The 22,118-nt window shown below is 66.9% G+C and carries 24 protein-coding genes; 12 read left to right on the plus strand and 12 right to left on the minus strand.

Annotated elements, in window-relative coordinates; all coding sequences use genetic code 11:
* Positions 1–140: 140 nt before the first annotated feature.
* Both A6E15_RS00880 and A6E15_RS00885 read left to right on the plus strand, forming a co-directional pair.
* Positions 141–518, plus strand: a complete 378-nt coding sequence (locus tag A6E15_RS00880) for a DUF7532 family protein (protein ID WP_076148122.1) — start codon at positions 141–143, stop codon at positions 516–518.
* Positions 515–1,951, plus strand: coding sequence for a DUF402 domain-containing protein (locus A6E15_RS00885; RefSeq protein ID WP_076142970.1), 1,437 nt, complete (start codon positions 515–517; stop codon positions 1,949–1,951). The genes A6E15_RS00880 and A6E15_RS00885 overlap by 4 nt, the downstream gene beginning before the upstream one ends.
* 88 nt (positions 1,952–2,039) lie before the next feature.
* Here A6E15_RS00885 and A6E15_RS00890 read toward each other — a convergent pair whose 3' ends face one another.
* From A6E15_RS00890 to A6E15_RS00905, 4 genes are all read right to left on the minus strand, one after another.
* The gene (locus tag A6E15_RS00890; RefSeq protein ID WP_076142971.1) at positions 2,040–2,498 is read right to left on the minus strand and encodes an NUDIX hydrolase; all 459 of its coding nucleotides are present in this window, start codon (positions 2,496–2,498) and stop codon (positions 2,040–2,042) included.
* Between the two features lie 184 nt (positions 2,499–2,682).
* Entirely contained in the window at positions 2,683–3,669 is a 987-nt protein-coding gene (locus A6E15_RS00895; RefSeq protein WP_076142972.1) for a bile acid:sodium symporter family protein, read from the minus strand.
* Between the two features lie 197 nt (positions 3,670–3,866).
* The gene (locus A6E15_RS00900; protein ID WP_076142973.1) at positions 3,867–4,034 is read right to left on the minus strand and encodes a DUF7560 family zinc ribbon protein; all 168 of its coding nucleotides are present in this window, start codon (positions 4,032–4,034) and stop codon (positions 3,867–3,869) included.
* Positions 4,035–4,372: 338 nt separating this feature from the next.
* Entirely contained in the window at positions 4,373–5,428 is a 1,056-nt protein-coding gene (locus A6E15_RS00905; protein WP_076142974.1) for an aldo/keto reductase, read from the minus strand.
* A 125-nt stretch (positions 5,429–5,553) separates the two neighbouring features.
* Here A6E15_RS00905 and A6E15_RS00910 point away from each other — a divergent pair, with 125 nt between their 5' ends.
* The 4 genes from A6E15_RS00910 (at position 5,554) to A6E15_RS00925 (ending at position 7,675) form a co-directional block, all read left to right on the plus strand.
* On the plus strand, positions 5,554–5,769 hold the full coding sequence (locus tag A6E15_RS00910) for a hypothetical protein (RefSeq protein WP_076142975.1): 216 nt from the start codon (positions 5,554–5,556) through the stop codon (positions 5,767–5,769).
* 76 nt (positions 5,770–5,845) lie between these two features.
* Positions 5,846–6,745, plus strand: a complete 900-nt coding sequence (locus A6E15_RS00915) for an acyltransferase (protein WP_076142976.1) — start codon at positions 5,846–5,848, stop codon at positions 6,743–6,745.
* A gap of 74 nt (positions 6,746–6,819) precedes the next feature.
* Entirely contained in the window at positions 6,820–7,146 is a 327-nt protein-coding gene (locus A6E15_RS00920; protein WP_076142977.1) for a DUF7577 domain-containing protein, read from the plus strand.
* A gap of 214 nt (positions 7,147–7,360) precedes the next feature.
* Positions 7,361–7,675, plus strand: a complete 315-nt coding sequence (locus A6E15_RS00925) for a HalOD1 output domain-containing protein (protein ID WP_076142978.1) — start codon at positions 7,361–7,363, stop codon at positions 7,673–7,675.
* Between the two features lie 39 nt (positions 7,676–7,714).
* On the opposite strand, the gene A6E15_RS00930 is transcribed toward A6E15_RS00925, so the two are convergent.
* The gene (locus A6E15_RS00930) at positions 7,715–8,464 is read right to left on the minus strand and encodes a hypothetical protein (protein WP_076142979.1); all 750 of its coding nucleotides are present in this window, start codon (positions 8,462–8,464) and stop codon (positions 7,715–7,717) included.
* A 457-nt stretch (positions 8,465–8,921) separates the two neighbouring features.
* Between A6E15_RS00930 and thsB the strand changes: the two genes are divergently transcribed.
* Complete coding sequence (gene thsB / locus A6E15_RS00935; protein WP_076142980.1) at positions 8,922–10,577, plus strand: thermosome subunit beta; 1,656 nt, start codon at positions 8,922–8,924, stop codon at positions 10,575–10,577.
* A 400-nt stretch (positions 10,578–10,977) separates the two neighbouring features.
* On the opposite strand, the gene lrp is transcribed toward thsB, so the two are convergent.
* Positions 10,978–11,442, minus strand: a complete 465-nt coding sequence (lrp, locus tag A6E15_RS00940) for an HTH-type transcriptional regulator Lrp (RefSeq protein ID WP_076142981.1) — start codon at positions 11,440–11,442, stop codon at positions 10,978–10,980.
* Between the two features lie 123 nt (positions 11,443–11,565).
* Between lrp and glnA the strand changes: the two genes are divergently transcribed.
* Complete coding sequence (gene glnA / locus A6E15_RS00945; RefSeq protein WP_076142982.1) at positions 11,566–12,921, plus strand: type I glutamate--ammonia ligase; 1,356 nt, start codon at positions 11,566–11,568, stop codon at positions 12,919–12,921.
* Between the two features lie 149 nt (positions 12,922–13,070).
* A complete protein-coding gene (locus A6E15_RS00950) occupies positions 13,071–13,589 on the plus strand; it encodes a gamma carbonic anhydrase family protein (RefSeq protein WP_076142983.1) in 519 nt (172 codons plus the stop codon).
* A 42-nt stretch (positions 13,590–13,631) separates the two neighbouring features.
* Here the strand turns inward: A6E15_RS00950 and A6E15_RS00955 are convergent, their stop codons facing one another.
* From A6E15_RS00955 to A6E15_RS00970, 4 genes are all read right to left on the minus strand, one after another.
* Complete coding sequence (locus A6E15_RS00955; RefSeq protein ID WP_076142984.1) at positions 13,632–14,129, minus strand: hypothetical protein; 498 nt, start codon at positions 14,127–14,129, stop codon at positions 13,632–13,634.
* Between the two features lie 77 nt (positions 14,130–14,206).
* Entirely contained in the window at positions 14,207–15,334 is a 1,128-nt protein-coding gene (gene pdhA, locus A6E15_RS00960) for a pyruvate dehydrogenase (acetyl-transferring) E1 component subunit alpha (protein WP_076142985.1), read from the minus strand.
* A gap of 62 nt (positions 15,335–15,396) precedes the next feature.
* Positions 15,397–16,488, minus strand: coding sequence for a CAF17-like 4Fe-4S cluster assembly/insertion protein YgfZ (gene ygfZ, locus A6E15_RS00965; RefSeq protein ID WP_076142986.1), 1,092 nt, complete (start codon positions 16,486–16,488; stop codon positions 15,397–15,399).
* Positions 16,489–16,527: 39 nt separating this feature from the next.
* Positions 16,528–16,824: a DUF6432 family protein gene (locus A6E15_RS00970; protein WP_076142987.1), complete on the minus strand. Its 297-nt coding sequence runs from the start codon at positions 16,822–16,824 to the stop codon at positions 16,528–16,530.
* A 197-nt stretch (positions 16,825–17,021) separates the two neighbouring features.
* Between A6E15_RS00970 and A6E15_RS00975 the strand changes: the two genes are divergently transcribed.
* The 3 genes from A6E15_RS00975 (at position 17,022) to A6E15_RS00985 (ending at position 19,191) form a co-directional block, all read left to right on the plus strand.
* Positions 17,022–18,002 (plus strand): DUF7093 family protein, encoded by a 981-nt coding sequence (locus A6E15_RS00975; protein WP_076142988.1) that lies wholly within the window; start codon positions 17,022–17,024, stop codon positions 18,000–18,002.
* 296 nt (positions 18,003–18,298) lie between these two features.
* Positions 18,299–18,685 (plus strand): DUF5611 family protein, encoded by a 387-nt coding sequence (locus A6E15_RS00980; protein WP_076142989.1) that lies wholly within the window; start codon positions 18,299–18,301, stop codon positions 18,683–18,685.
* Between the two features lie 320 nt (positions 18,686–19,005).
* Positions 19,006–19,191, plus strand: a complete 186-nt coding sequence (locus A6E15_RS00985; RefSeq protein ID WP_076142990.1) for a hypothetical protein — start codon at positions 19,006–19,008, stop codon at positions 19,189–19,191.
* On the opposite strand, the gene A6E15_RS00990 is transcribed toward A6E15_RS00985, so the two are convergent.
* On the minus strand, positions 19,192–20,523 hold the full coding sequence (locus A6E15_RS00990) for a dicarboxylate/amino acid:cation symporter (RefSeq protein ID WP_076142991.1): 1,332 nt from the start codon (positions 20,521–20,523) through the stop codon (positions 19,192–19,194).
* A 103-nt stretch (positions 20,524–20,626) separates the two neighbouring features.
* A complete protein-coding gene (locus tag A6E15_RS00995) occupies positions 20,627–22,114 on the minus strand; it encodes a heme-binding protein (protein WP_076142992.1) in 1,488 nt (495 codons plus the stop codon).
* Positions 22,115–22,118 lie beyond the last annotated feature (4 nt).

A 22,118-nucleotide genomic window follows, 5' to 3' on the forward strand; every position in this document is an offset into this window, starting at 1 on the left:
ATACGCTCCTTTGTTGTCACGACATCGCAGGGGAAGGTGCGGCGTACGACGGCGCGCGACGGCTCCGCGTGGCAGTCACGAACCGCGACGGACGACGCGAACTCGGAATCCACAAAGGCTTCCCGTCCGAACCGACTCCCATGCACTTCGACCAGCGAACCCAGCGGGCGCTTCGGGACGCCGGCCTCGAGACCGACGACCTCCGGGCTGCCTCGGAGGCGGTCGTCGAGGCCGTCGCCGCGGACGCGGCGGCGCTCGAGGACTTTTTCGACGAGTACGACACCGTCTACTCCGATATGGACATGGCCCACTCGAGTTCCGCGTATCCGGAACACGCGGTCGAATACGCCGACATCACGACCCACGGCGACGAGATGCGGGGCTGGCTCCGGTTCGACACCTGGGGCGTCTACGTCGAGGGCGGGCGGCTCCTCGAGGACGGCTCGGTCGAACTCTCCCTGGGACCGACGATCCACGACCGGGTGCGGTTCGCGGCCGACCGCGAGATGCTCCAATGACGCGGGCTCGAGTGCGGGGGATCTACACGACGGCAGTCACCCGACTCCTGCGCGAGGGCGACCACGAGGTCGTGCAGGCGTCCGACCCGATCCGGGAGCGCTTCGAGGGCTCGTTCGAGACCGCGCCCGCCGACGTGACGGTCGAGACGACCCGGGAGCGGCAGGGCGTCGAGATCTCCGGCGAACCCGACGCGGTCGAGACGGTCGCGGCCGACCTCGAGGCGCTGGCGATCGACGCCTTCCGCTGGGAGAGCGACGTTTCCCGCGGCGCGGTCTTCGACGCCGAGGTCCTCGAGACCGGCGGCGGGGGCGGCGCGGCCGTCGACCTGGGCGAGGGCCGGCGGGGCTACCTCGCGTACGACGCCGTCGACGGCTACGTCGACGCGGGCGACCGCTATCGCGTGCAGGTCAGCGAGCCCGCGCCGCCGTGGGACGACGACCGCCCGCGCGTGGACCCGGCCCTCGAGGTCGCGGGCGGGCTCTGTACGCTCTCGCGGGATCGCAGCGGCGTCTCGGCGGCGCTGCGGGGCGAACGCGCCGAGGAACTGGTCGGCATGACCGACCTGCTCTCGGTTGCGGTCCCCGACGGCTGGGGGCTGCGCTGGCAGGGTTCGGCCGCGGACGCCGACCTCGAGGCGATGGGGACTGCCCTCGAGGACGCCGCGAACCGGGTCCGGGCGCTCGAGGACGCGCTTTCTGATGCACCGGCCGAGCCCGGTGAGCCGTCGCTGCTGGCCGCGCCTCGGCGGACCGAGTGGATCTGGTTCGGTCGCGAGTCGCGGTTCGAACTGGACGGCGTCCGCCGCCGGGTGGAGACGACGATGCCAGGCCACCACCGGACGAAGGCGGCCGATCGGGCCGCGAGCGCCGCGGTCGACTTCGCGGAGGCGGTCTGTGGCTCGATGGGTGCCGACACCACCGACGACGACCCCTTCCCGTTCGACGCGGTTGCCCGCCAGTTCGGTCCCGAACGGGGCGACCGCCTCGAGATCGGCCACGGCAAGCCCGACGGCAGACTGATCTCGCTGGGCCGGGGCGAGGTCACCCACTGGGACCCAGAGGGGAAACTCACCCTCGAGCGCTCGATGAGCGCCGGCGGCAGCTACGACGCGCTCGGCGCGCCGAAGGAGTCGGGCGACGTGGCCGTGACGAAGTTCCGCGAGGGTCGGTGGTGGTATCCGACGACCTACAAAGCCGCCGACGGCACGGTGAAAGGGACCTACGTCAACGTCTGTACGCCGGTCGAACTCTTCCCGGACACCGCGCGGTACGTCGACCTCTACGTCGACGTGATCCGGCGGCGTGACGGGACCGTCGAGATCGTCGACGCCGACGACCTCGAGGCGGCCGTCGCCGACGGACTCGTCGCCGACGAACTCGCCGAGAAAGCCATGGACGTGGCGGAAGCCGTCGAGCGGGCGCTCTCGAACTAGACGGGTAGTTGGTTTCCCGTCCGTCGGACTCGCTCGAGAGCGAGCCACGGCGCGGGACGATCCCGGCCCGCGTCGCCGCGACCGGCGATCAGTCCGAGGCGCTCGAGGCTGGTCCGGTCCCCGCGGCGACCGGCAGCAGATCGACGTACTCGTCCAACTCGAGCGCGAACTCCCCCGCCGTCGCCGGTCGGACCCAGCGGAACTCGAACTCGGCGCCGTGTTCGGCCCCGCCATCGGTGACGGCGTGTGTCCACCGGTCCCGGGGTTCGTAGACCGTCGCGTGGAAGAAATGCCGGACGTAGCGTTTCGGCGGCGATTCGCGGCGCGTCCAGACGTCCGTCGTCAGGTGCTGCGCGCCGTTCAGCGTTCCCAGCCCGCTCTCTTCCCGGACTTCCCTGAACAGCGCTTCTTGCGGGGACTCCCCCGGCTCGAGGGTACCTTTGGGGATCTGGAGCCCGTCGTGGCCCGGCCCCTCGAAGACCAGCAGTTCGCTCGAGCCGCGGGTGATGTAGGCACACGCCTTCCGGACGTACGTGACGTCGTCCATGGTGCTATGTGCCACACTGTTCTGACGTAAAAACCTGTCATGGATGCAATTCAAGGACCTTAAGGGAATTTCTCGGTCGGATCGGGGACGAAGCCCGGCGGCTTCAGACGGTTTACTGTCAGTCATTGCCGGCGCAACCGCGACCCGGAGGCGGTTGCGCCGGGACATCGGGACAGCATCCGTATCAGTCGGCGGCGACCGGTTCCTCGTCGGCGACGGGGGCGTCCCCGTCGAGGTAGGTGAACAACGTCGCCAGCGCCGGGCCGGAGACGTTGTGCCAGACGCTAAAGAGCGCCGGAATCAGCGCGGCGCTCGCGCTGAAGTGGGCCGTCGCGAGCGCGACGGCCAGTCCGCTGTTCTGGAGGCCGACCTCGAACGCGCACGCTCGCGCTCGATCCTCGGCCATGTCGGCCGCGCGACCGACCGCGTAGCCGGCCCCGAGCCCGAGGCCGTTGTGTAACACGACCGCGAGGAAGACCAGCGCGCTCGCGCCGAGGATCGTCTCGACGTTGAGGCCGACGACCGCCGCCACGATGGCGACGATGGCGATTACGCTGATGGCGGGGAAGATGGAGAGTCCCGCCTGTGCGACCGCCGGCGCGTACTCGTCGAGTACGTACCGCAGTATCAGACCCCCGACGACCGGGAGCAAAACGACCTGCACGATCGACGTCGCCATGTCGATGAACGTGACGGTGATCGACTCGCCGGCCAGCAGGACGATCCACGCCGGCATCACCAGCGGCGCGGCGATCGTCGTCACCGACGTGATCGACACCGACAGCGCGACGTCACCGCGACCGAGGTAGGTCATCACGTTCGACGCGGTCCCGCCCGGGGCCGCACCGACGAGGATCAATCCGACGCCGATCTCTTCCGGCAGTCCGAGCGCGAAGACGAGGACGTACGCGATCGTCGGCATCAGGAGCCACTGGCTCGCCGCGCCGATGAAGACGTCCCGCGGCCGCTCGAGGATGCGACGGAAGTCCGCGGGGGTCAGCGTCAGCCCCATCCCGAGCATGATGATGCCAAGCAGCGGCGTGATGTAGGGCGCGATCGGGGTGAACGTCTCGGGGGAGTAGAGCGCGAGCGGGGAGACGACCAGCACCCAGACGACGAAATACTTGCTCGTCACTGCGCCGATTCGCTCCAGAGAACGCTGCAAACTCATTCGGCTCTCACCGCGCTGTGAAACATGCACAGCCGTCTGTGAGTCTGCTACATTAATACTACGGCTTACGTGTGCGTTTGTCACAGCAACAGCTCACGTGGAACGCGAGTCGAGACGCGGTGGGACGAGCGACTCCCGATCGGGTCAGTAATACAGGCGGGGGCTCGAGACGTTCGGTCGGCGCATCGGTGGTCGGGCTATGCGGGATCGGCGCGTTCGGTCCGGTCGGCGACTGGTGTGAAATGGTCGTCGGCGACGGGCCGCCCACAAACGGGGCAGCCGTTGGCCAACGTCGCCTCTCGCATGGGATCGGTCACCGCCATTTCCTGGCGACAGTCGGGGCAGGTGAATTCGTACGGTGTCATGGTGAGTGGTGTTCTCGACGACTGGATCTACAGTACCGTCCTCGATAGGGAGACGACCCAGATATAGAGGGTCATATATACGTGGTTCCGTTGCACGCCTCGAACTCGGCCGTCCGGCGGTGTTCGGCGGCCGGACGCGGGGCCAGCTGTCGGGCGGTCTTCGGGCTTTGGCCCGCGGTGGGTGCTGTCCGAGTCGGGGAAAGCGAGACGACTCGAGGGCGGTTCCGTACGCCCCGAACCCGTGGTGCAGTAGCTGTTGAAACGAGTCAGACGCCGGGCCCGTCCGGACTCCGGATGGCGGCCTGATCTTCGAGACGTCGAAAAAACCCCGCTCCCGATCAGTCGGCGGCGAGCTTGTCCAGTCCGGCCGACTCGATGTCCGCGCCGTCGACGGACGAACGCAGCGCGTCCATCCCGTCGTCGCGGTCGATGTCGAAGTCGTTCGCGTAGAGTTCGCCGACGCGGTTCATCTCCTCGTCGGTGAGCTTCGGCACGTCGCTCGCAGCCGCCCACTCGTCGATGTCGCCTTTCGTGCGGAACGTCGGCGTCACGGTCGCGACGGGGTCGTGGGAGAGCAGCCACGCGATCGCGGCCTGGCCCATCGTCCGCTCGCCGTCCCGTTCGAGGAAGCGCAGTTGCTCGAGTTTCTCCCAGCCGGTCTCGTACCACTCGTCGGGGCGGAAGCCTCGGTGGTCGCCCTCGCCGAGTTCGGTGTCGGGCGTGACCTGCTCGTTGAGGATGCCCGAGGAGTGGGGCACGCGGGGGATGAGGCTGGTCGACGACCCCGTCCGTTCGATCGTCTCGAGGAAATGATTCCCGACCTCCTGTTCGAGGACGTTCCAGACCAACTGCACGGAGTCGAACTCCTCCTCGATGGCCAGATCGCCCTCTGCGAGCCAGCCGATCGAGGGGCCGAGCGCGAGGCCGGTCGCGTCGATCAGGCCCTCCTCCTCGAGTTCGTCCAGTAGCTCGAGGACGTCGGGTGTGATCTCGTCGACGTCGGCGTTGTGCAGCTGGAGGACGTCGACGGAGTCCATATCGAGCCGCTCGAGGCTCCGTTCGACGGCCTCCCGCAGGTAGTCGGGTTCCATCTCCTTCGGGAGTTCGCCGTGGCCGGCCTGGGGGTTGTCGTAGAAGTCGTAGCCGACCTTGGTGGCGACGGTGACTTCGTCGCGGACCTCGGCCAGGGCCCGGCCGAGCAGTTTCTCGCTGTCGCCGTGGCCGTAGACATCGCCCGTGTCGAAGTAGGTGATCCCCTGATCGACGGCGTACCGGACCATCTCGATGGCGTCGTCCTCGGAGCGGTCGCCCCACCAATCGGTCCCGACGACCCACGCACCGAAGCCGACCTCGCTGACCTCGACGCCGGAGTCGCCCAGTTCGCTGTGTTGCATATCGACCCCTTGGTAGCGGGGGAACTTATGGCGTGCGGAACGCTCGAGCGCCCCGTCCGAACCGGTTCGGGCGGGACCGCGTCGGCGAGGCGAACCGTTATCCGGCGCGGCCGAGAGCTACCGGTATGGTCGCCGCTCGCCTCCGTGACCCCCGGTTGCTCCTGTCCGGGATCGTCCTCGCATCGATCCCGCTCGGACTGTTCGCCGGTCGCTCCCTCGAGCTCGCGACCGACCGACTGACGATAGGCGGGGTCGTCGTCGGTCTCCTGCTGGTCGTCGTCGCGCTCGCGGTCCCCGCCCTGTTGCTCGCCGGCTGGCAGGCCGAAGACGAGTCGCGGTGACAGGCGTGCCAGCAGGTCCGGCAACCGGGACCGGACAACCGAACCCCTATGAACGCGGCGAGCAATACTTCGGGGTATGACAAAGCGGTACGTGTCGCTCCCCGACGAGGCCGAATCGGGGATGCGCGAGTTCATCGACGAGGTCGACCGACGGCTTGCGAGCGACGAGGACACCTGTTCGGTCGTCGAAGACGTCCTGATCGACCTCTCGGGCGACCGCCAGGCCTACGAGCGCTGGCAGCGCGGCGAGTCGGTGTCGGCGGCCGAGCGCGTCCGCCTGCAGAGCTACGATCCCTGTAACACCACCCTCGAGAGCGAGTACTACGCCGAGAAGGACGAGGAGCGGTTTCGTCACTCGAAGCACCTCCAGTGGCTCTGGCGACAGTTCGACAGCCTCCCGATCGCGGACAACGTCGAGTTCGCACTGCGATTCCGGCGGATGCTCGCGGACCACCTCTTCGAGGACTGTGGCGACGACTGCCGGTTCTTCAAGGGGATCACCTTCACCTACGGTCACAACATCACGATCGGGGACAACACGGTCGTCCACGACGACGTCCACCTGGACGACCGCGGAAAGCTCACCATCGGCGACCGCGTCTCGATCTCCGACGGCGTTCACGTCTACAGCCACGACCACGACGTCGTCGACCAGACCGAGGTCCGCAACTACCACACCATCGTCGAGGACGACGTGCGGCTCACCTACGACGCGATGGTCCGGGCCGGCTGCAAGGTCGGCGAGAACGCCATCGTCGGCGCGCGCGGCATCGTCCAGAACGACGTCCCCGCTCACCACATCGCGATCGGAGCGCCCGCCACGAGCGTCAAGATCAAGCCCGGCTGGGAGGACGTCGCCACGCCCGTCGACGAGGCCGGCACGAACCGTCAGGAGCAACGGCGGATCGAGTACGACGTCCCCGACGACCTCGAGGTCTTCGACGAGTTCGGCCGCGACCTCCAGCCGCCCGAGTAGTTCTCGTTTCTCGGACTGTCTTCAGTTCGAACGGCGGGGAATAGCCAAGTGCCTAGAGAACGTATGTTACGGTGATGGAGCTATGGGGCTGGCTCATCGGGTACATCGCGCTGTTTGCCCTGTTACACCTGTTACTGTACTATCTCTACGCCCGGCGAGACGACGGCGATGGCGAACGGACGCCGTCGCTGGCCGATCCGAACCGCGCGAGCGTCCGTTCCTCGCCGGGGCCCGACCGCTACCCGCGGGCGTCCGACGACGTCGACGCCGAGTCGGTCGACCACGACCGAACGGCGGCAGTCGAGGGCGAGTCGACCCGCTGTCCGCACTGCGGCGCGCTCAACGAGGGCGATCAGGCCTTTACGTACTGCTGGAACTGCGTGTCCGCGCTGCGGCGGTAACGCGCCCGGAGCGACGACGGCTGCCCTCGACCGATCGTTCGTCGGTCCCGTCGTCGCCGTTCGTTCCGTCGCGGTAGAGTTTACGATTCGTTTCGAATGAGGGGAATTTCAGTAACTCCGATGGCCGACAGTCGGTCGATCCGTTTGGTCGATGGCGTAATAAACGATTACGCTTTTGGTCATCAGGTCCGGAACGGGGAGCAGACGAACCGCAATGAACGATTACACCGCTCCTGCCCCCCGGTCTCGCTCTCCGTCCCTGTATCGCGTCTCGCACGATCCCACTGGCCCGGCGACGCTCAGCACGACCGTGGTCCACGCGCTGGCCGACTGCATGGACGTCGACGTCACCGACGGTCGCGTCGCGCTGTACGATGCCGTCGATCCCGCCGCGCTAGACGAACTGTTCCGCCCGCGCCACGACGGCCGCCCCCGAACCGGCGGGGCGCTCTCGTTCGTCGTGAACGGCTACCACGTCACGGTCAGTGGCGACGGCGAGATCCTGATCGAACCGCCGATGCGCCGCTGACCGGACGAGAGCAAGAGAACGGCCGCGTTTCGACCGCCGTCAGCTCGAGAGATCGGTCGCGAGTCGCTCGAGGTGATCGACGCCGACGACGGCGACGACGTCGCCCGGCTCGGCCCGGAGTTCCTCGAGGCGATCGATCATACACCGCTCGCGCGTGTCGTCGCGATAGGATAGCGCCGTTCCCTCGGTGTCGACGCTGCCCAGCAGCGCCTGGACGCCGGCCACGTGGGCGCGCTCGTGTTCGGCCTGTCGCTCCGGCGGGTCGTCGCGGACGCAATCGTATTCGGCCTGCGTTCCGGGGACGACCGTCATCGAGGTCGCGTGAGTCAGCGTAGCGGCGACGCGACAGGCGAGTGCTTCGCGGGTCGCGCCGCCGACGCTCGCGAGGACGCGCCGGGCGGTCCCGGGTGAGACGCGATCGGCGACCAGCCGCCGGACGAGCCGTCGGAGAAACGACCAGTTCGGGGCGTCGATCCCGACGGGATCGGCGTCGGGCGCGGCCCGAATCGCGGCGCTCATCTCGCCGCCGAACCGCGGCGACGTCGCGTCGTCGGCGCGGTCGCGAGCATAGACGCGATACAGCGGGACGGCGACGGGCGGTAATTCGAGGGCGACCGTCTCGGGATCGACCCGCTCGAGGACCCGCTCGACGCGGGCGACGCTCGCGGGGTGGTCGTGGACGACGCCGACGAGTACGAGGTTGCCGTCCGGGCCGGGGAGCCGGCGACAGAACTGGTGGGTGATCCGGGGATCGTCGAACGATTCGGGAACGGACGGGGACTCGTCCATGCTCGAGTGGTAATACGTGACTACCGGCATAACCCTTCCGTTGTGTTGACTCGCACTCGAGTCAGGATTTATGCGCCGAACGACGCCGGGTCGGGAACCGTTGCAGCGGTGAAACCGCGCCTTTCCGAATCGGATCGGGACGGTGGTCCCGCCGCCGTCGACTCCCGTCGAGAGTCCCAAGAGGACTTTCCAGCGGCGTCCGCGAGGGGGCGGTCAGCGGCAGGCTCGAACGCGAACCCCGCCGGCCGCACGGTATCACAATATAAAAGCGCCGCGTTGACCCCCGACTGGGAACCGTTCACGAGCCGATCCGACCGTCGAAATCGGTCGTCAATCCCGCACACTGTGGCGGTTTTCGTCGCCATATCCGCCGCCGAACCGTCACGACGGACTGCGACGATTGAGAAAGTTTTATGTAGAATCACAATCAATCGATCGAGTGACTATGAGTCAGCGAATGCAGCAGGGGCAGCCGATGATCGTAATGAGCGAGGACTCCCAGCGCGTCAAGGACAAGGACGCGCAGGATTACAACATCAGCGCCGCCCGTGCGGTCGCTGAAGCCGTTCGCTCCACGCTCGGCCCGAAGGGCATGGACAAGATGCTCGTCGACTCCATGGGATCGGTGACGATCACCAACGACGGCGTCACCATCCTCAAGGAGATGGACATCGACAACCCGACGGCCGAGATGATCATCGAGGTCGCCGAAACGCAAGAAGACGAGGCCGGCGACGGCACCACGACGGCCGTCGCGATCGCCGGCGAACTCCTCAAAAACGCCGAGGACCTCCTCGAGCAGGACATCCACCCGACGGCGATCATCAAGGGCTTCCACCTCGCCAGCGAGCAGGCCCGCGAGGAGATCGACGACATCGCGACCGACATCGACACCGACGACGAGGAACTGCTGCGCAAAACGGCGGAAACCTCGATGACCGGCAAGGGGACCGAGGTCAACAAGGAGTACCTCGCCGAACTCATCGTCGAGGCCGTCCGCCAGGTCACCGTCGAGGACGAGAACGGCGACAACGTCGTCGACCTCGAGTTCCTCAACATCGAGACCCAGACCGGCCGCAGCGCCGGCGAGTCCGACCTCCTCGAGGGTGGAATCGTCGACAAGGATCCCGTCCACGACAACATGCCCCGCTCGGCGGAAGACGCCGACATCCTCCTGCTCGACGAGGCGATCGAAGTCGAAGAGACCGACGTCGACACCGAGGTCTCGGTCACCGACCCCGACCAGCTCCAGAAGTTCCTCGACCGCGAGGAGAAACAGCTCCAGGAGAAAGTCGACACGATCGCCGACCTCGGCGCTGACGTCGTCTTCTGCCAGAAGGGCATCGACGACCTCGCCCAGCACTACCTCGCCAAGGAAGGCATCCTCGCGGTGCGACGCGCCAAGAAGTCCGACCTCGAGTTCCTCCAGGAAGTCGTCGGCGCGGCGATCGTCTCCGACCTCGAGAGCGCGACCGAGGAAGACCTCGGCTTCGGCGACGTCACCCGCGACGAGGAAGACGAACTCTTCTACGTCGAGGGCGAGGACGCCCACGGCGTCACCCTCCTGCTGCGTGGCTCGACCGACCACGTCGTCGACGAACTCGAGCGCGGCGTCAACGACGCGCTCGACGTCGTCGCACAGACCGTCTCCGACGGCCGCGTCCTCGCGGGCGGCGGCGCCATCGAAGTCGAACTCGCCGGCCGCCTGCGCGACTACGCCGACTCCGTCTCCGGTCGCGAACAGCTGGCCGTCGAGGCCTTCGCCGACTCGCTCGAACTCGTCCCCCGCGTCCTCGCCGAGAACGCGGGCCTCGATTCGATCGACACGCTGGTCGACCTGCGCGCGGCTCACGACGACGGCGACGTCGAGGCCGGCCTGAACGTCTTCACGGGCGACGTCGAGGACACCTTCGAGGCCGGTGTCGTCGAACCCGCCCACGCCAAGGAACAGGCCGTCACCTCCGCCGCCGAGGCCGCGAACCTCGTGCTCAAGATCGACGACATCATTTCCGCCGGCGACCTCTCCACCGACAAGGGCGACGACGAAGAGGGCGGCCCCGGCGGTGCCGGCGGCATGGGCGGCATGGGCGGCGGCATGGGCGGCATGATGTGAGACTAAATTTTGCTCTGCGAGCGCGGCGAAGCCGCGCTCTCGGCAAAATTTAGTATAAAAGCACTCCTCCTTCCGTTCCGACCCGCTACGCGGGTCTCCACATCAGTCGTCGGCCCGCTCGCTCACTGCGTTCGCTCGCGGTGAAGGCGTCGTTCGGGTTCTTCGAACGCTCACGGGTCGCTCCGCTCCCCGTCTGCTCACGGGCACGGAGTGCCCGTTCGCACGGTTCGCGAGATCTTCGATCTCGCGCTATTCGCATTTTCGCGGTTCGAAACGAGCGGAGCGAGTGAGAACCGCGCACCGCTCACCCGCCGACATTTGCGGGTGGGTGATGACGCGTTTAACAGACGACGCGGAGTCGCCACTACTCGAGCGAACTCCGCGGAAAGGGGTCGTTCGATTACTCCTCGTCGTCGACCTCGAGTTCGAACTGCTCGTTCTCGGAGACGGCGTTGAGAACGACGCTCGTGTTCGAGGCCTTGATGTCGGGATCGGTCAGCAACTGCTTGATCTGGTCGTTCATCCCGTCGGTGTCCTCGAACTTGCCGATGGCGATCACGTCGTAGTCGCCAGTGACCTCGTAGACGCTGGTCATCTGGCGGTGATCGCGCAGTGTGTCCGTGACGTCCGGCAGGGCGTTCCCCTCGACCTGCAGTTGAATCACGGCGGTCACGTCGTAGCCGACCGCGTCGTAATCCACCCGCGGGGTATAGCCCTCGATCACGCCCTGTTCCTCGAGATCGGAGAGGTGATTCGAGACGGTCGTCACGGAGACGTCGAGTTCCTCTGCGAGGCTGCGCAGGCTCGCCCGACCGTCGCCGAGAAGTGCATTCACTAGTTTTGCATCGAGATTTTCGTACGTCATCAGGTACACCCACTCACTGCGCCCTTTAGAAATTTACGAATATGCAGTTTCGAGTAGAAGAGCGAAGATTTGCACGGAACGGTAGTGCTTTAGTATACTGGTTACGAGGATACGACGAGAAAGATGACAAGCGGAAACCTCTCTGAAACCGAACAGGCGGTCTTGGACGAGATCGAGGAACAAGACGTCGACTTCCTCCGACTACAGTTTACCGACATTCTGGGGACGGTCAAGAACGTCTCCGTGCCGGCCCGGCAGGCCGAGAAGGCCTTCACCGAGGGGATCTACTTCGACGGTTCTTCTATCGAAGGCTTCGTTCGCATTCAGGAGTCGGACATGCGGCTCAAACCCGACCCCGAGACGTTCGCGATTCTCCCGTGGCGCCAGAAAGACGAAAGCGCCGCCGCCCGAATGATCTGTGACGTCTACGACACGACCACGGACGAGCCCTTCGAGGGCGATCCGCGTCGCGTCCTCAAGAACGCGCTCGACCGCGCCGAGGAGATGGGCTACATGGTCAACGCGGCCCCCGAGCCGGAGTTTTTCCTGTTCGAGGAGGACGAGGACGGCCGCGCCACGACCAAGACGAACGACGCTGGCGGCTACTTCGACCTCGCGCCGAAGGACCTCGCCAGCGACGTCCGCCGCGACATCATCTACGGCCTCGAGGAGATGGGCTTCGAGGTCGAGGCCAGCCACCACGAGGTCGCCGAGGGCCAACACGAGATCAACTTCACCTACGACGACGCGCTTACCACGGCCGACAACGTCGGCACCTTCCGTACCGTCGTTCGTGCGATCGCCGCCCAGCACGACCTGCACGCCACGTTCATGCCCAAGCCGATCCCGCGCATCAACGGCTCGGGGATGCACACGCACCTCTCGCTGTTCACCGAGGACGGCGAGAACGCCTTCCACGACGAGGACGACGAGTTCAACCTGAGTGACGAGGCCCACGCCTTCACCGCCGGGATCCTCGAGCACGCGCCGGCGATCACGGCGATCGCGAACCCGACGGTCAACAGCTACAAGCGCCTGGTGCCCGGCTACGAGGCTCCCGTCTACATCGCCTGGTCCGACCGCAACCGCTCGGCGCTGATCCGAAAACCGGCGGCCCGAACGCCGGCGGCCTCGCGGGTCGAACTGCGCTCGCCCGACCCGTCCTGTAATCCCTACCTCGCGCTCGCCGTCATGATCCACGCCGGTCTCGACGGCATCGAGAACGACCTCGAGTGTCCCGACCCGGTCCGCGAGAACATCTACGAGTTCGACGAAGCGAAACGCGAGGAGTACGGCATCGACACGCTGCCCTCGAACCTCGGCGAGGCCGTCGAGGCCCTCGAGGAGGACGAAGCCATCTACGACGCGCTGGGCGATCACGTCGCGCCGAAGTTCATCGAAGCCAAAGAGCAGGAGTTCGAGGACTACCTCGTCGACGTCTCCGACTGGGAACTCGACCGCTACCTCGAGACGTTCTAGACGCCGCCGGCCGGTCCGTTCTTTCCTTCTCCGCTTTGGTCACTAACCCCTCGTTCGTGGTCGCGACTCGAGCCCCGTCGACAACGCGGCGACGACTGTCACGATGACCGTGATCCGGTATTATGCGTTCGATCGTGGTACAGTCAGATATGGTCGACAGCAGGACCTACGCGTTCGAGGACGACCGACCCACGATCGACGACGCGGCCCGCGTCAGCAGCGAGGCGACCCTCGTCGGCGACGTCGCGGTCGCGGCGGACGCGAGCGTCTGGCCCGGCGTCGTGCTTCGTGGCGACGTTGGTCCCGTCCGGATCGGCCGGGAAACGCACGTCGGGGACAACGCGACGATTCACGCCTCGCGACTCGGCGACCAAGTCATGGTCGGTCACGGGGCCGTCCTCAACGAGACGACCGTCGACGAGCGGTCGCTGATCGGGTTCAACGCGACGATAAACACCGGCGTGACGATCGGCACCGGTAGCATCGTCGCCGCCGGCACCGTCGTCCCCGACGGGTACACGATCCCGCCGGACTCGTTCGTCCGCGGCGTCCCCGCGGAGATCACGCCGCTCGGGGAAACGGGGATCGACGCGACCGACATCCTCGAGGCGTACTCCTCCGGGGAGTACACGGACCTGGCCCAGCGCCACGCGGAACTGTTCGATTGAAAAACCGGCCGGCGGCCCCTCGAGCGGTCGTACGGGATCGCGCTACGACCGCTGGCTCGCGGACCCGAGTTCGAAGATCTCCCTGTAGAGACTCTCGGCGAGGCTGTCGATCCGTTCCTCGGCCTCGCTGGCGGCCATCGTGTCGGCGATGCCGCGCCACTCCACGCAGAGGCGAGCGATCGGGACCAGCGCGACCCCGCCGATGACGATGTCGCCCTCGGGTGTGTGGACGCGCCACTCGGTCCGCGTTCCCGTCGCCGAGCGGGTGACTCCCTCGATCTCGCCGCCGGCCGCGACCCACCGCTCGACCAGGTCGTCGGTGATCCGGCGGAGCTTTCGTTCGCCGAGCAGGTGACAGCCGAGGCCGAGGCCGGTCACGATCGCGAACGCCGCGGCCGCCATCGCGAGGCCGCCGTAGGGAACGTTGATCGACGCCGCGAGGCCGGCCGTCACGACGACCAGGCCGACGACCCGCCCGTCGACCGCGTTCGGCACCGTGCCCTCCCAACTCGCCTCCCGGGGCGACTGCTCGAGTTGCATATCGACTGGGGGTTGCGACGACGTTCGGGTAGCCGTTGGCCTGTCCCACTGCGGTCTTTAAACGCACTCTTCGATATTCACTCGTCCTCGAGTAACGCGTCGTCTCCGTGGCGGTCCCGCAGGTCGGCGAGGTACTCGTGCTGTTCCTCGAGTCGCGGCGTCGGCTCCGCGTAGGTGTACTCGAACATCTCGCCGGGATTGCCCGCGGCGGCTTCGGCCTGCTCGATCAGCGCCGCGAGCGTCTCCTCGATCTCGCTCTCGATCGTCTCGATCCGGTCGTCGTCGAGGACGCCCGCGTCCCGCAGGTAGGCCTCGAACCGATCGATCGGGTCCTTCTCGCGCCACTGCTTGACCTCCGACTCGTCGCGGTAGACGTCGGGGTCGTCGGCCGTCGTGTGCGCGCCGTAGCGGTACTGGACCGCCTCGATCAGCGTCGATCGTAACCGCTCGTCGCCGGACTCGAGGGCTTTCTCCCGGGCGGCCCTGGTGACGACGTAGGTCGCGAGCGGGTCCATCCCATCGACCTGGACGCCCGCGAAGCCGTAGGCGGTGGCCTTCTCCGCGATGGTCGCGCTCGCGGTCTGGCGCTCGCGGGGGACCGAGATGGCCCACTGGTTGTTGTTACAGACGAAGACGGTCGGCGTGTCGAACACGCCGGCGAAGTTCAGCGCCTCGTGGAAGTCCCCCTCCGAAGTCGAACCGTCGCCGAAGTGGGCGACGCCGACTCGTTCGTCGCCGTTCAGCTTCGCGGCCCACGACCAGCCGACGATGTGGGGCAGGTGGGCGGCGATCGAGATGTTCAGCGGGAAGACGTCGATCTCGGCCAGCGCGGCGTTGCCGTCCTCGTGGCCCATCCAGTACAGCAGATACTCCCAGGGCAGGTCCCGCGCGACCAGCGCTCCGTGTTCCCGATACTGAAAGGAGAGCATGTCGTCGTCGGCCAGCGCGTACGTCGACCCGATCTGGGACCCCTCCTGACCGGCCAGCGAGGAGTAGGTCCCCAGCCGGCCCTGCCGCTGGAGGCTGATCATCCGCTCGTCGAACCGGCGGGAAAACCGCATGTCACGGTACATCGACCGCAGCGTCTCAGCCTCGAGAGCCGGCTCGAGCTCGGGCGCGACGACGGTTCCGTCCGCGTCGAGGACGCGGATCCGATCGTCCGGCTCCCGGTCGAAGAGGTCCCGCTCGAGGGCGTCTCCGGACATGCGTCGTTCCTCGAGTCCGCGGTATATAACAGTGGCTCCGAACGCGGGATCCGTCGTCCCGCCTACTGGTACTCGGGGAGCCGAGCCGACCGATTCGAGCCCTCGACGAACGGCAGGTCGGTCCGGGTCGCGGCGACCTCCTCGCCGTCGACGCGAACCGTCAACTCGTTGCTCTCGAGGCCGTAGTCGACGACGGCGAGCGCGATGACGTCCTCGAGCATCGGGCTCTCTCCCGCGCGGGTCACCTCGCCGACCGAGGCGTCGCCGTCGAAGACGGCCGCGCCGTCATCGGGGACGGCCTCGCCCTCGAGCGTGAGCCCCACGAGCCGCCGACTCGGCTGACCGCGGTTCTCGACGCGGGAGACCACTTCCTGACCGACGTAACAGCCCTTCTCGAAGTCCAGGGCGTTACGGAGACCGAGGACGTTCGGCAACTCTCCCTCGAGTTCGGTGTGAAACAGGGGGGTGCCGGCCTCGAGCGCGAGGCTCTCGAAGGTCCGGTAGCCGAAGGGGGCGGCGTTGAGGCCGTGGTTGAGCAGCGTGTCGTAGACAGCTTCGGCGTCGTCGGCCGCACAGATCGCGTCGAAACTCTCCTCGCCGGTCGGCGCGTCGGTCCGGACGACCGTGACGCCCTCGTCGCCCATCGTCCCGCGGACGAACGAAAGCGGCCGGTCGGGCGAGGCGGCCCCGTTGAGAACGCTGGCGATCTTCTCCGTCGCTTGCGGGCCGTGGACGCCGAAGATTCCGTACTCGTCGTTTGCCGTCCGAATCTCGACGTCCTGAATGAACACCTTCTCCGACCACTCCTCGGCCAGCGGTTCTGCGGTCTCGGGCTGGGTGAAAAGCAGCAGTCGCTCGCCCGCGTTGTAGACGTAGAGTTCGACCTCGATCCCGCCCTGGGGATCGAGGACGAGGGCGTAACAGCCCTCGCCGTCCTCGGCGGGGACCCGGTTCGAGACCACGTTGTCGACGTACTCGATTCGATCGTCGCCCTCCACGACGATCACGCCGTAGGCCGGTTCGAACAGCCCGACGCCGTTGCGGACCGCGCGATGGGTCCGTTCGGGCCGCCCGAAGTGGTCGACGATCGTCCGGTCGGCGCGCTCGCCGAACGTGGCCCCGTGATCCTCGTGTACGGACTCGATGACGCTCATGGATACTCTCTGGGGCCTGACCGTATCAGGCGTTTCGATTCAAAAAGGCAGCCGGTCGCGAAGCCACTCGCCGAACGACTGGTCGTCGTCCTCGTCGGCCGGTTCGTCGGGGACGACGCGGTCGGCGGGCTTGATCACCGTCTCCGAACCCGAGTCGACGACGATCAGATCGTCGTCTTTGAGCGTCGCCAGGGCGTCCTCGAGTTCGTCGATATCGACCTCGACGGCTGCCCGGAGTTCGAAGACGGTCATCCCGTCCTCGGCGCGGTCGACCAGGGCGTCGAGTACCGCCACCTCCGTCCTCTCCCGGTTCCGGTACTCCCGCTTTGCTCTCATCCGTGTGTCCATTCGACGACCCGGGATTTGACGTTTGTCGTTCCGACGGCCTCGAACGCCGCCGCCGAACTCGTCCCCTCGAGCCGACTCGAGCGCACGCTCCGACCCACCCCCGCGAGCGGTATTCAACGCGCTGTCACGACCGAAAATTCGCTTAGCAGCACGTTTTTTATGGGACCGGTCGGTACGGTGGGACAATGGTCCTGCGATGTTCGTTGCTCGGACACGACTTCGGGGAGGCCGAAGTCGAACGCGAGCGCGAAGAACGGGGCAGCGAGGTCGTCGTAACCGTCCAGGAGTACGAGGAGTGTGCCCGCTGTGGTGAGCGCAACGTCATCAGCGAGAACACCGAAGTAACGAGCCTCTCCGCCGAGACGGACGCCGACGCGCCCCCCGCCGAACCCGATACCGAACCGCCCGAACCAGCACTCGCGTCCGACCCCGACCCGACCGACGGGCCCGACGACGCCGAGTTCATCGACGCCGACGAACCCGCGACGGCGGCCGCCGACCCCACGGCCGCCGAGCCCGCCGACGCGGACGCCGACGATCCGGCCGCTCCCGACCTCGAGGAGGCCGAGCCCGACCCGGGTACGCTCGATCTCCCGACCGACGAGAACGGCGAGCCGGTCACCGACGACGGCGAGATCCTCGAAGACGACGAGCCGGCCGCCGATCCCGACCGCGACCGCGAACGCGGCGAGTGGCCCGACTCCGACGACGTCGGGCCGCCGGCGGACGAACCGAGTGAACCGGCCGACTGGCCCGACGACGGCTCCGCCGATGCCGACGACGCAGCCGACGCCGGTACCGGGGTCGATCCGGCCGCGATCGAGGACGACGCCGTCCTTCTCGACGACGAGCCGGCCGACCCCGTCGACGGCCCTGAAACCGGCGAGGCTGCTGCCGACGCCCGCTCCGTGACTGCCGAGCCGCCGACGCAGGACGCGACCGAGCCCGCCGCCGACGTCGCGTCGGAACCGGGGACCGGCATCGAGCGAGCCGAGTCGGTTCCGACGCCCGTCGAGGGCGACAGCGGTCCCGGCGAGGACGTCCCGACCGAGTTCTACTGCCCCCGGTGTGAGTACGTCGCCGCCGGTGATCGGGGCTCGCTGCGGGCCGGCGACATCTGTCCCGACTGCCGGAAGGGGTATCTCAGCGAACGCGAGCGGCGCTGATACGGACCGTTGTAACGATTTTCCGGTGTAACCGCCGACGGTCGCGGTTGCACCGGAACACAACTCCAACGGGCCGTATGACCCGATTTCGCGTACGATTCCGTCGCTCGACGCTCGTTTTCCGCGCCGACTCGACTGTCCGACCACCGGCCGCTGTCGGGCCGTCAGACCGGCGACGGTCGAACGGGCCCGGTGGACGCGCCTCTTACCGTCGCTCGACTCGTCTCTGACAGGTCAGCGGATCGAATCGTTGGCTATGAAAAGAGGTAAACGCGCCGCCGTGTTTCTCCCAATTCATGAAGGAGTACAAGATGCGTCGCGGTGAATATCTCGAGGAGCGCATTCCGGACATGGAGTCGACGGTCGAGGAGTACTTCGGTCCGATCACGGGCACCGAGGAGTACAAGGGAAGCGACCTCTTTCTCATCGAGGAGCCGGACAATCCGGTCTTCGAGAAGATCGTCGTCGGTGCCGTCGAGTACTCCGGCAAGAAGGACAAACTCGGCGTCGAGTTCAACGAGCGCGACCCCACCGAACTCGGTCCCGACGAACTCGAGGCCGCGGCCGACGCCGTCGACATCAAGAACGACTTCCTGCTCGAGGCGACCGGCCGGGACGCGAAGGCCCGACGCGACTCGATGAAGCGGAAAGTCGAGGACGACCCGGACCACGATTTCGACTAACGAAATTTTACGCTGCGGTCTATCGCGAGCGAGGCGAACAGCGCCTCGCTCGCGATGTCCCTCGGTAAAATTTCGATCAAAAACACTCCTCTTTCCGTTCGCTCGTCCGTCCAGTCCTCGCTCACATCAGTCGTCGGTCCGCTCGTTCGTGCCGTCGACACTCACTCGCGGTCGGTATCGGGCGGCGGCCTGCCCTCCCCCGAGTCGGGCGACTCACCGCGAGTGCGGTGAGCCGCCCTCCCGGCCACGGCACCGCCCTTGACGTGGCCGTTCCTGTTGCTTCGTAACGGCTTTGACCGCCGCGTCGAATATTCCGGGTAATGGAACCACAGGCGTTTCTCGCGGCGACGCTGGTCGCTCACGTCGGCTTCGCGATCTTCGTGACCGCCCACGGTCACCTGACCGGCCGCGATCCCGGGAAGTGGCCGTTCGTGACGCTGGCGTTCGGCCTGGCCGGGATCGCCGCCTACTTCTTCTACGACGAGTCGTCGGACTCGAGTCCCTGATCAGTCTCCCGCTGCGACGCCGTCCTCGCCGTCGCCACCGGCGTGCGAGCCGTCGGCCCAGACACCCTCCGTGAGATCGATCCCGTCGGTCCACTTGCCGACGACCGACGCGACGGCGAGGTCGCCGGTGACGTTGTTCGTCGTCGCGATCCGGCCGAGGATCGGGTCGACGCCCGCGACGAAGCCGACGATCTCGAGGGGGAGTCCGACGGCGTTCAGAATGACGGTCAGCATGATGAGCCCGGCACCGGGGACCCCGGCAGTACCGATACTGATCAGGATCACGGTCGCGAGGACGATCAACTGATCGCCGAGGCCGAGCGACACGCCGACCATGTTCGCGGCAAAGACCACCGTGACGGCCTGCCTGATCGCCGCCCCGTCCATGTTGATCGTCGCCCCGAGCGGGAGGGCAAAGCCGTAGACCGACTCGTCGATCCGCAGGTTCGTTTCGGCGCCAGTGATCGTCACTGGCAGCGTCCCGCTCGAGGAGCGGATGGTAAAGGCCGTCAGCATCGCGTCTTTCGCCCCGTCGAGAAACGACAGCGGGGACTGGCCGAGGATGCCGACGGTTATCACGCCAAGATAGGTGACAGTCATGTGGATCGCGATGCCGATCGCGATGACGCCGACGAGCGCGCCCAGTTGCACGATCGCGCCGACCCCCTCGGTCCCGATCGCGGCGGCCATGAGCGCGAAGACGCCGACGACGCCGTACTCCATGACGCCCCAGACGATCTTGAACAGCGCCTGCGTGCCGGCGTCGATAAACGCGAAGAAGCCGTCGATCGCGTCCTCGATCGGCTCTTCGGTCGTCGACTCGCGGACGATCGTCAACGCCAACCCGAAGACGACGACGACGAAGATCGTCGCCAGAATCTCGCCGTCGACCATCGCGGCCAGCGGATTCTCGGGGACGATCCCGAGGACGACCTCGGAGACCGACGGCGGTTCGGCCTGCTGAGCCTCACCACCGGTGAACTCCACGGCCGTTCCGGGATCGAACAGGTTCGCGACTGCCAGCCCGATCAGGGCTGCGATCGTCGTCGTCGCGGCGTAGAGTGCGACCGTCAGTCCGCCGACTTTCCCGAGTTTCGACGGCGTCAGCTTGCGCATCCCACCGAGCAGGGTAAAGACGATCAACGGGATGATCAGCATCTCGAGCAGCCGTAAGAAGAGGTCGCCGAGCGGGCTCAAAACGGCGGCGCGTTCGCCGACGATGGCCCCGAGTGCGGTCCCGAGGGCGAACGCGACCGCGATACGGTAGATGATCGGAATCGAGCGATACTGCCTCCACGTTCGTCGCGGCAACGACTCCTGCGTCGTGCTCATCGCTTCTCCCTATGAACGGGACCGATCAACCCGTGTCGTTACCGGTGAGACTGTCCCACACCTGTGACGGTCCGTCGTGGTGGGAAGAAGACGGACCCCGCCCTCAGGCGAGGAAGACGTGTCGCGGCCGGTCCGCGAGGATGTCCCGCCCGAACTCGACGGTCTCCGAGAAGGCGTCGCTCCGGAAGAACGTCATAGCGTCGTCCCGGGAGTCCCAGCGGCTGGCGATGAACATGTCGTTTTCGTCCTCGCGGTTGACCAGCAGGTCGGTCTTGCGGTGGCCGTCCATGTCGGCGAGGACGTCACCGACGTCGTCGAAGGTCCCGACGAAGTCTCCGCGGTGTTCGGGCTCGACCGTGTAGAACATCCCCATCGTCCCCCACGAGTCGTCCTCGTCGTCGCCGGCCTGTCGGACGACCTCGGGCAGTTCGGCGAGGAACCCGGCGGCCGTGTTGGCGGCCCGGTCGGTGTCCCAGAGGCTGACGACTGCGGTTTCGCTGTCCGCGTCCTGGGCCTCGTAGACCGCCGTCTTCACGTGGGTGTCGTAGTGGTCGAAGTTCTCCCGGTAGCCGTCGACCTCCTCGAACAGCTCGTCGGGGTCGGCCGTCGAGTAGAGGACGACCGCGTGGACGTCCTCGCCGTGGGGCTGGCCCGCGTAGATGCCCTCGTCCTCGAGTTCGTCGCGGACGCCCCCGCTCTCGTCGCCGTGGCTCGATCCCGAATCGTCGCCGTGGTGGTGCCCGCCGGAGCCGCCGTGGTGGCCCTCGGCGTCACCGCTGGCGTGGGGGTGTGACTCCTCGCCTTCGGCCGGCACGCGTTCGCCGGCCAGGAAGGTCCCGAGGTCTTCCGGCGGAAACCGTCGCGCCGAGAGGAACCGGCCGAACTCGGCGAAGCGGGAACTCGAGGGGTCAAAGCGCATCTCGTAGAGCAGATCCTTGACGTCGGTCGGGTCGTCGCCGAACAGGGTCACACCCCACTCGAAGTCGTCGAGTCCGACGCTGCCGGTGATGATCTGGGTGACACGGCCCGCGTAGTCCTTGCCGATCTCGCCGTGGTTCGAGAGGTAGTCCGCCCGCTCGTCGAAGGGGAGTTCGTACCAGTTGTGGTCCGGCCCGCGGCGCTTGCTCATCGGGTAGAAGCTCAGGAACTCGCCGTCGGGAATCTCGGGTTTGAGCCGGGACTCGATGTAGCGCTCGAGGCCGGCGTCCTCGACCTCGCTGTCCTCGTCGAAGTAGTCCTCGGACATGTAGCCCGAGACCTCCGTGACCGACACGTAGGAGTCGGCTCGTTCGGTGAACTCCGCGAGCGCGGTGTGTTCGAACCGCCGCTCGAGGGCGTCGATGTCGCCGAGGGTGGGTCGGAGGTGGAGGACGAGCAGGTCGGCCTTGTGACCGAGAACGGCAAACGTTGCCGAATCGCCCTCGTCGGCGTCGCCGACGGCCTCGCTGGCTTCGAGGTAGTCGACGCCCTCCTCGATGGCCCGCTCGCGTCGCCGCTCCGGAGCCGCTCGCCAGGCGTCCCAGTCGATCGACCGGAAATCGTGGAGCACGTACCAGCCTTCTTCGGTCTGTGGTGGTCGCCGTCGTTCCATAGTT

This window comes from Natrinema saccharevitans, from assembly GCF_001953745.1.
Lineage (GTDB): Archaea > Halobacteriota > Halobacteria > Halobacteriales > Natrialbaceae > Natrinema > Natrinema saccharevitans.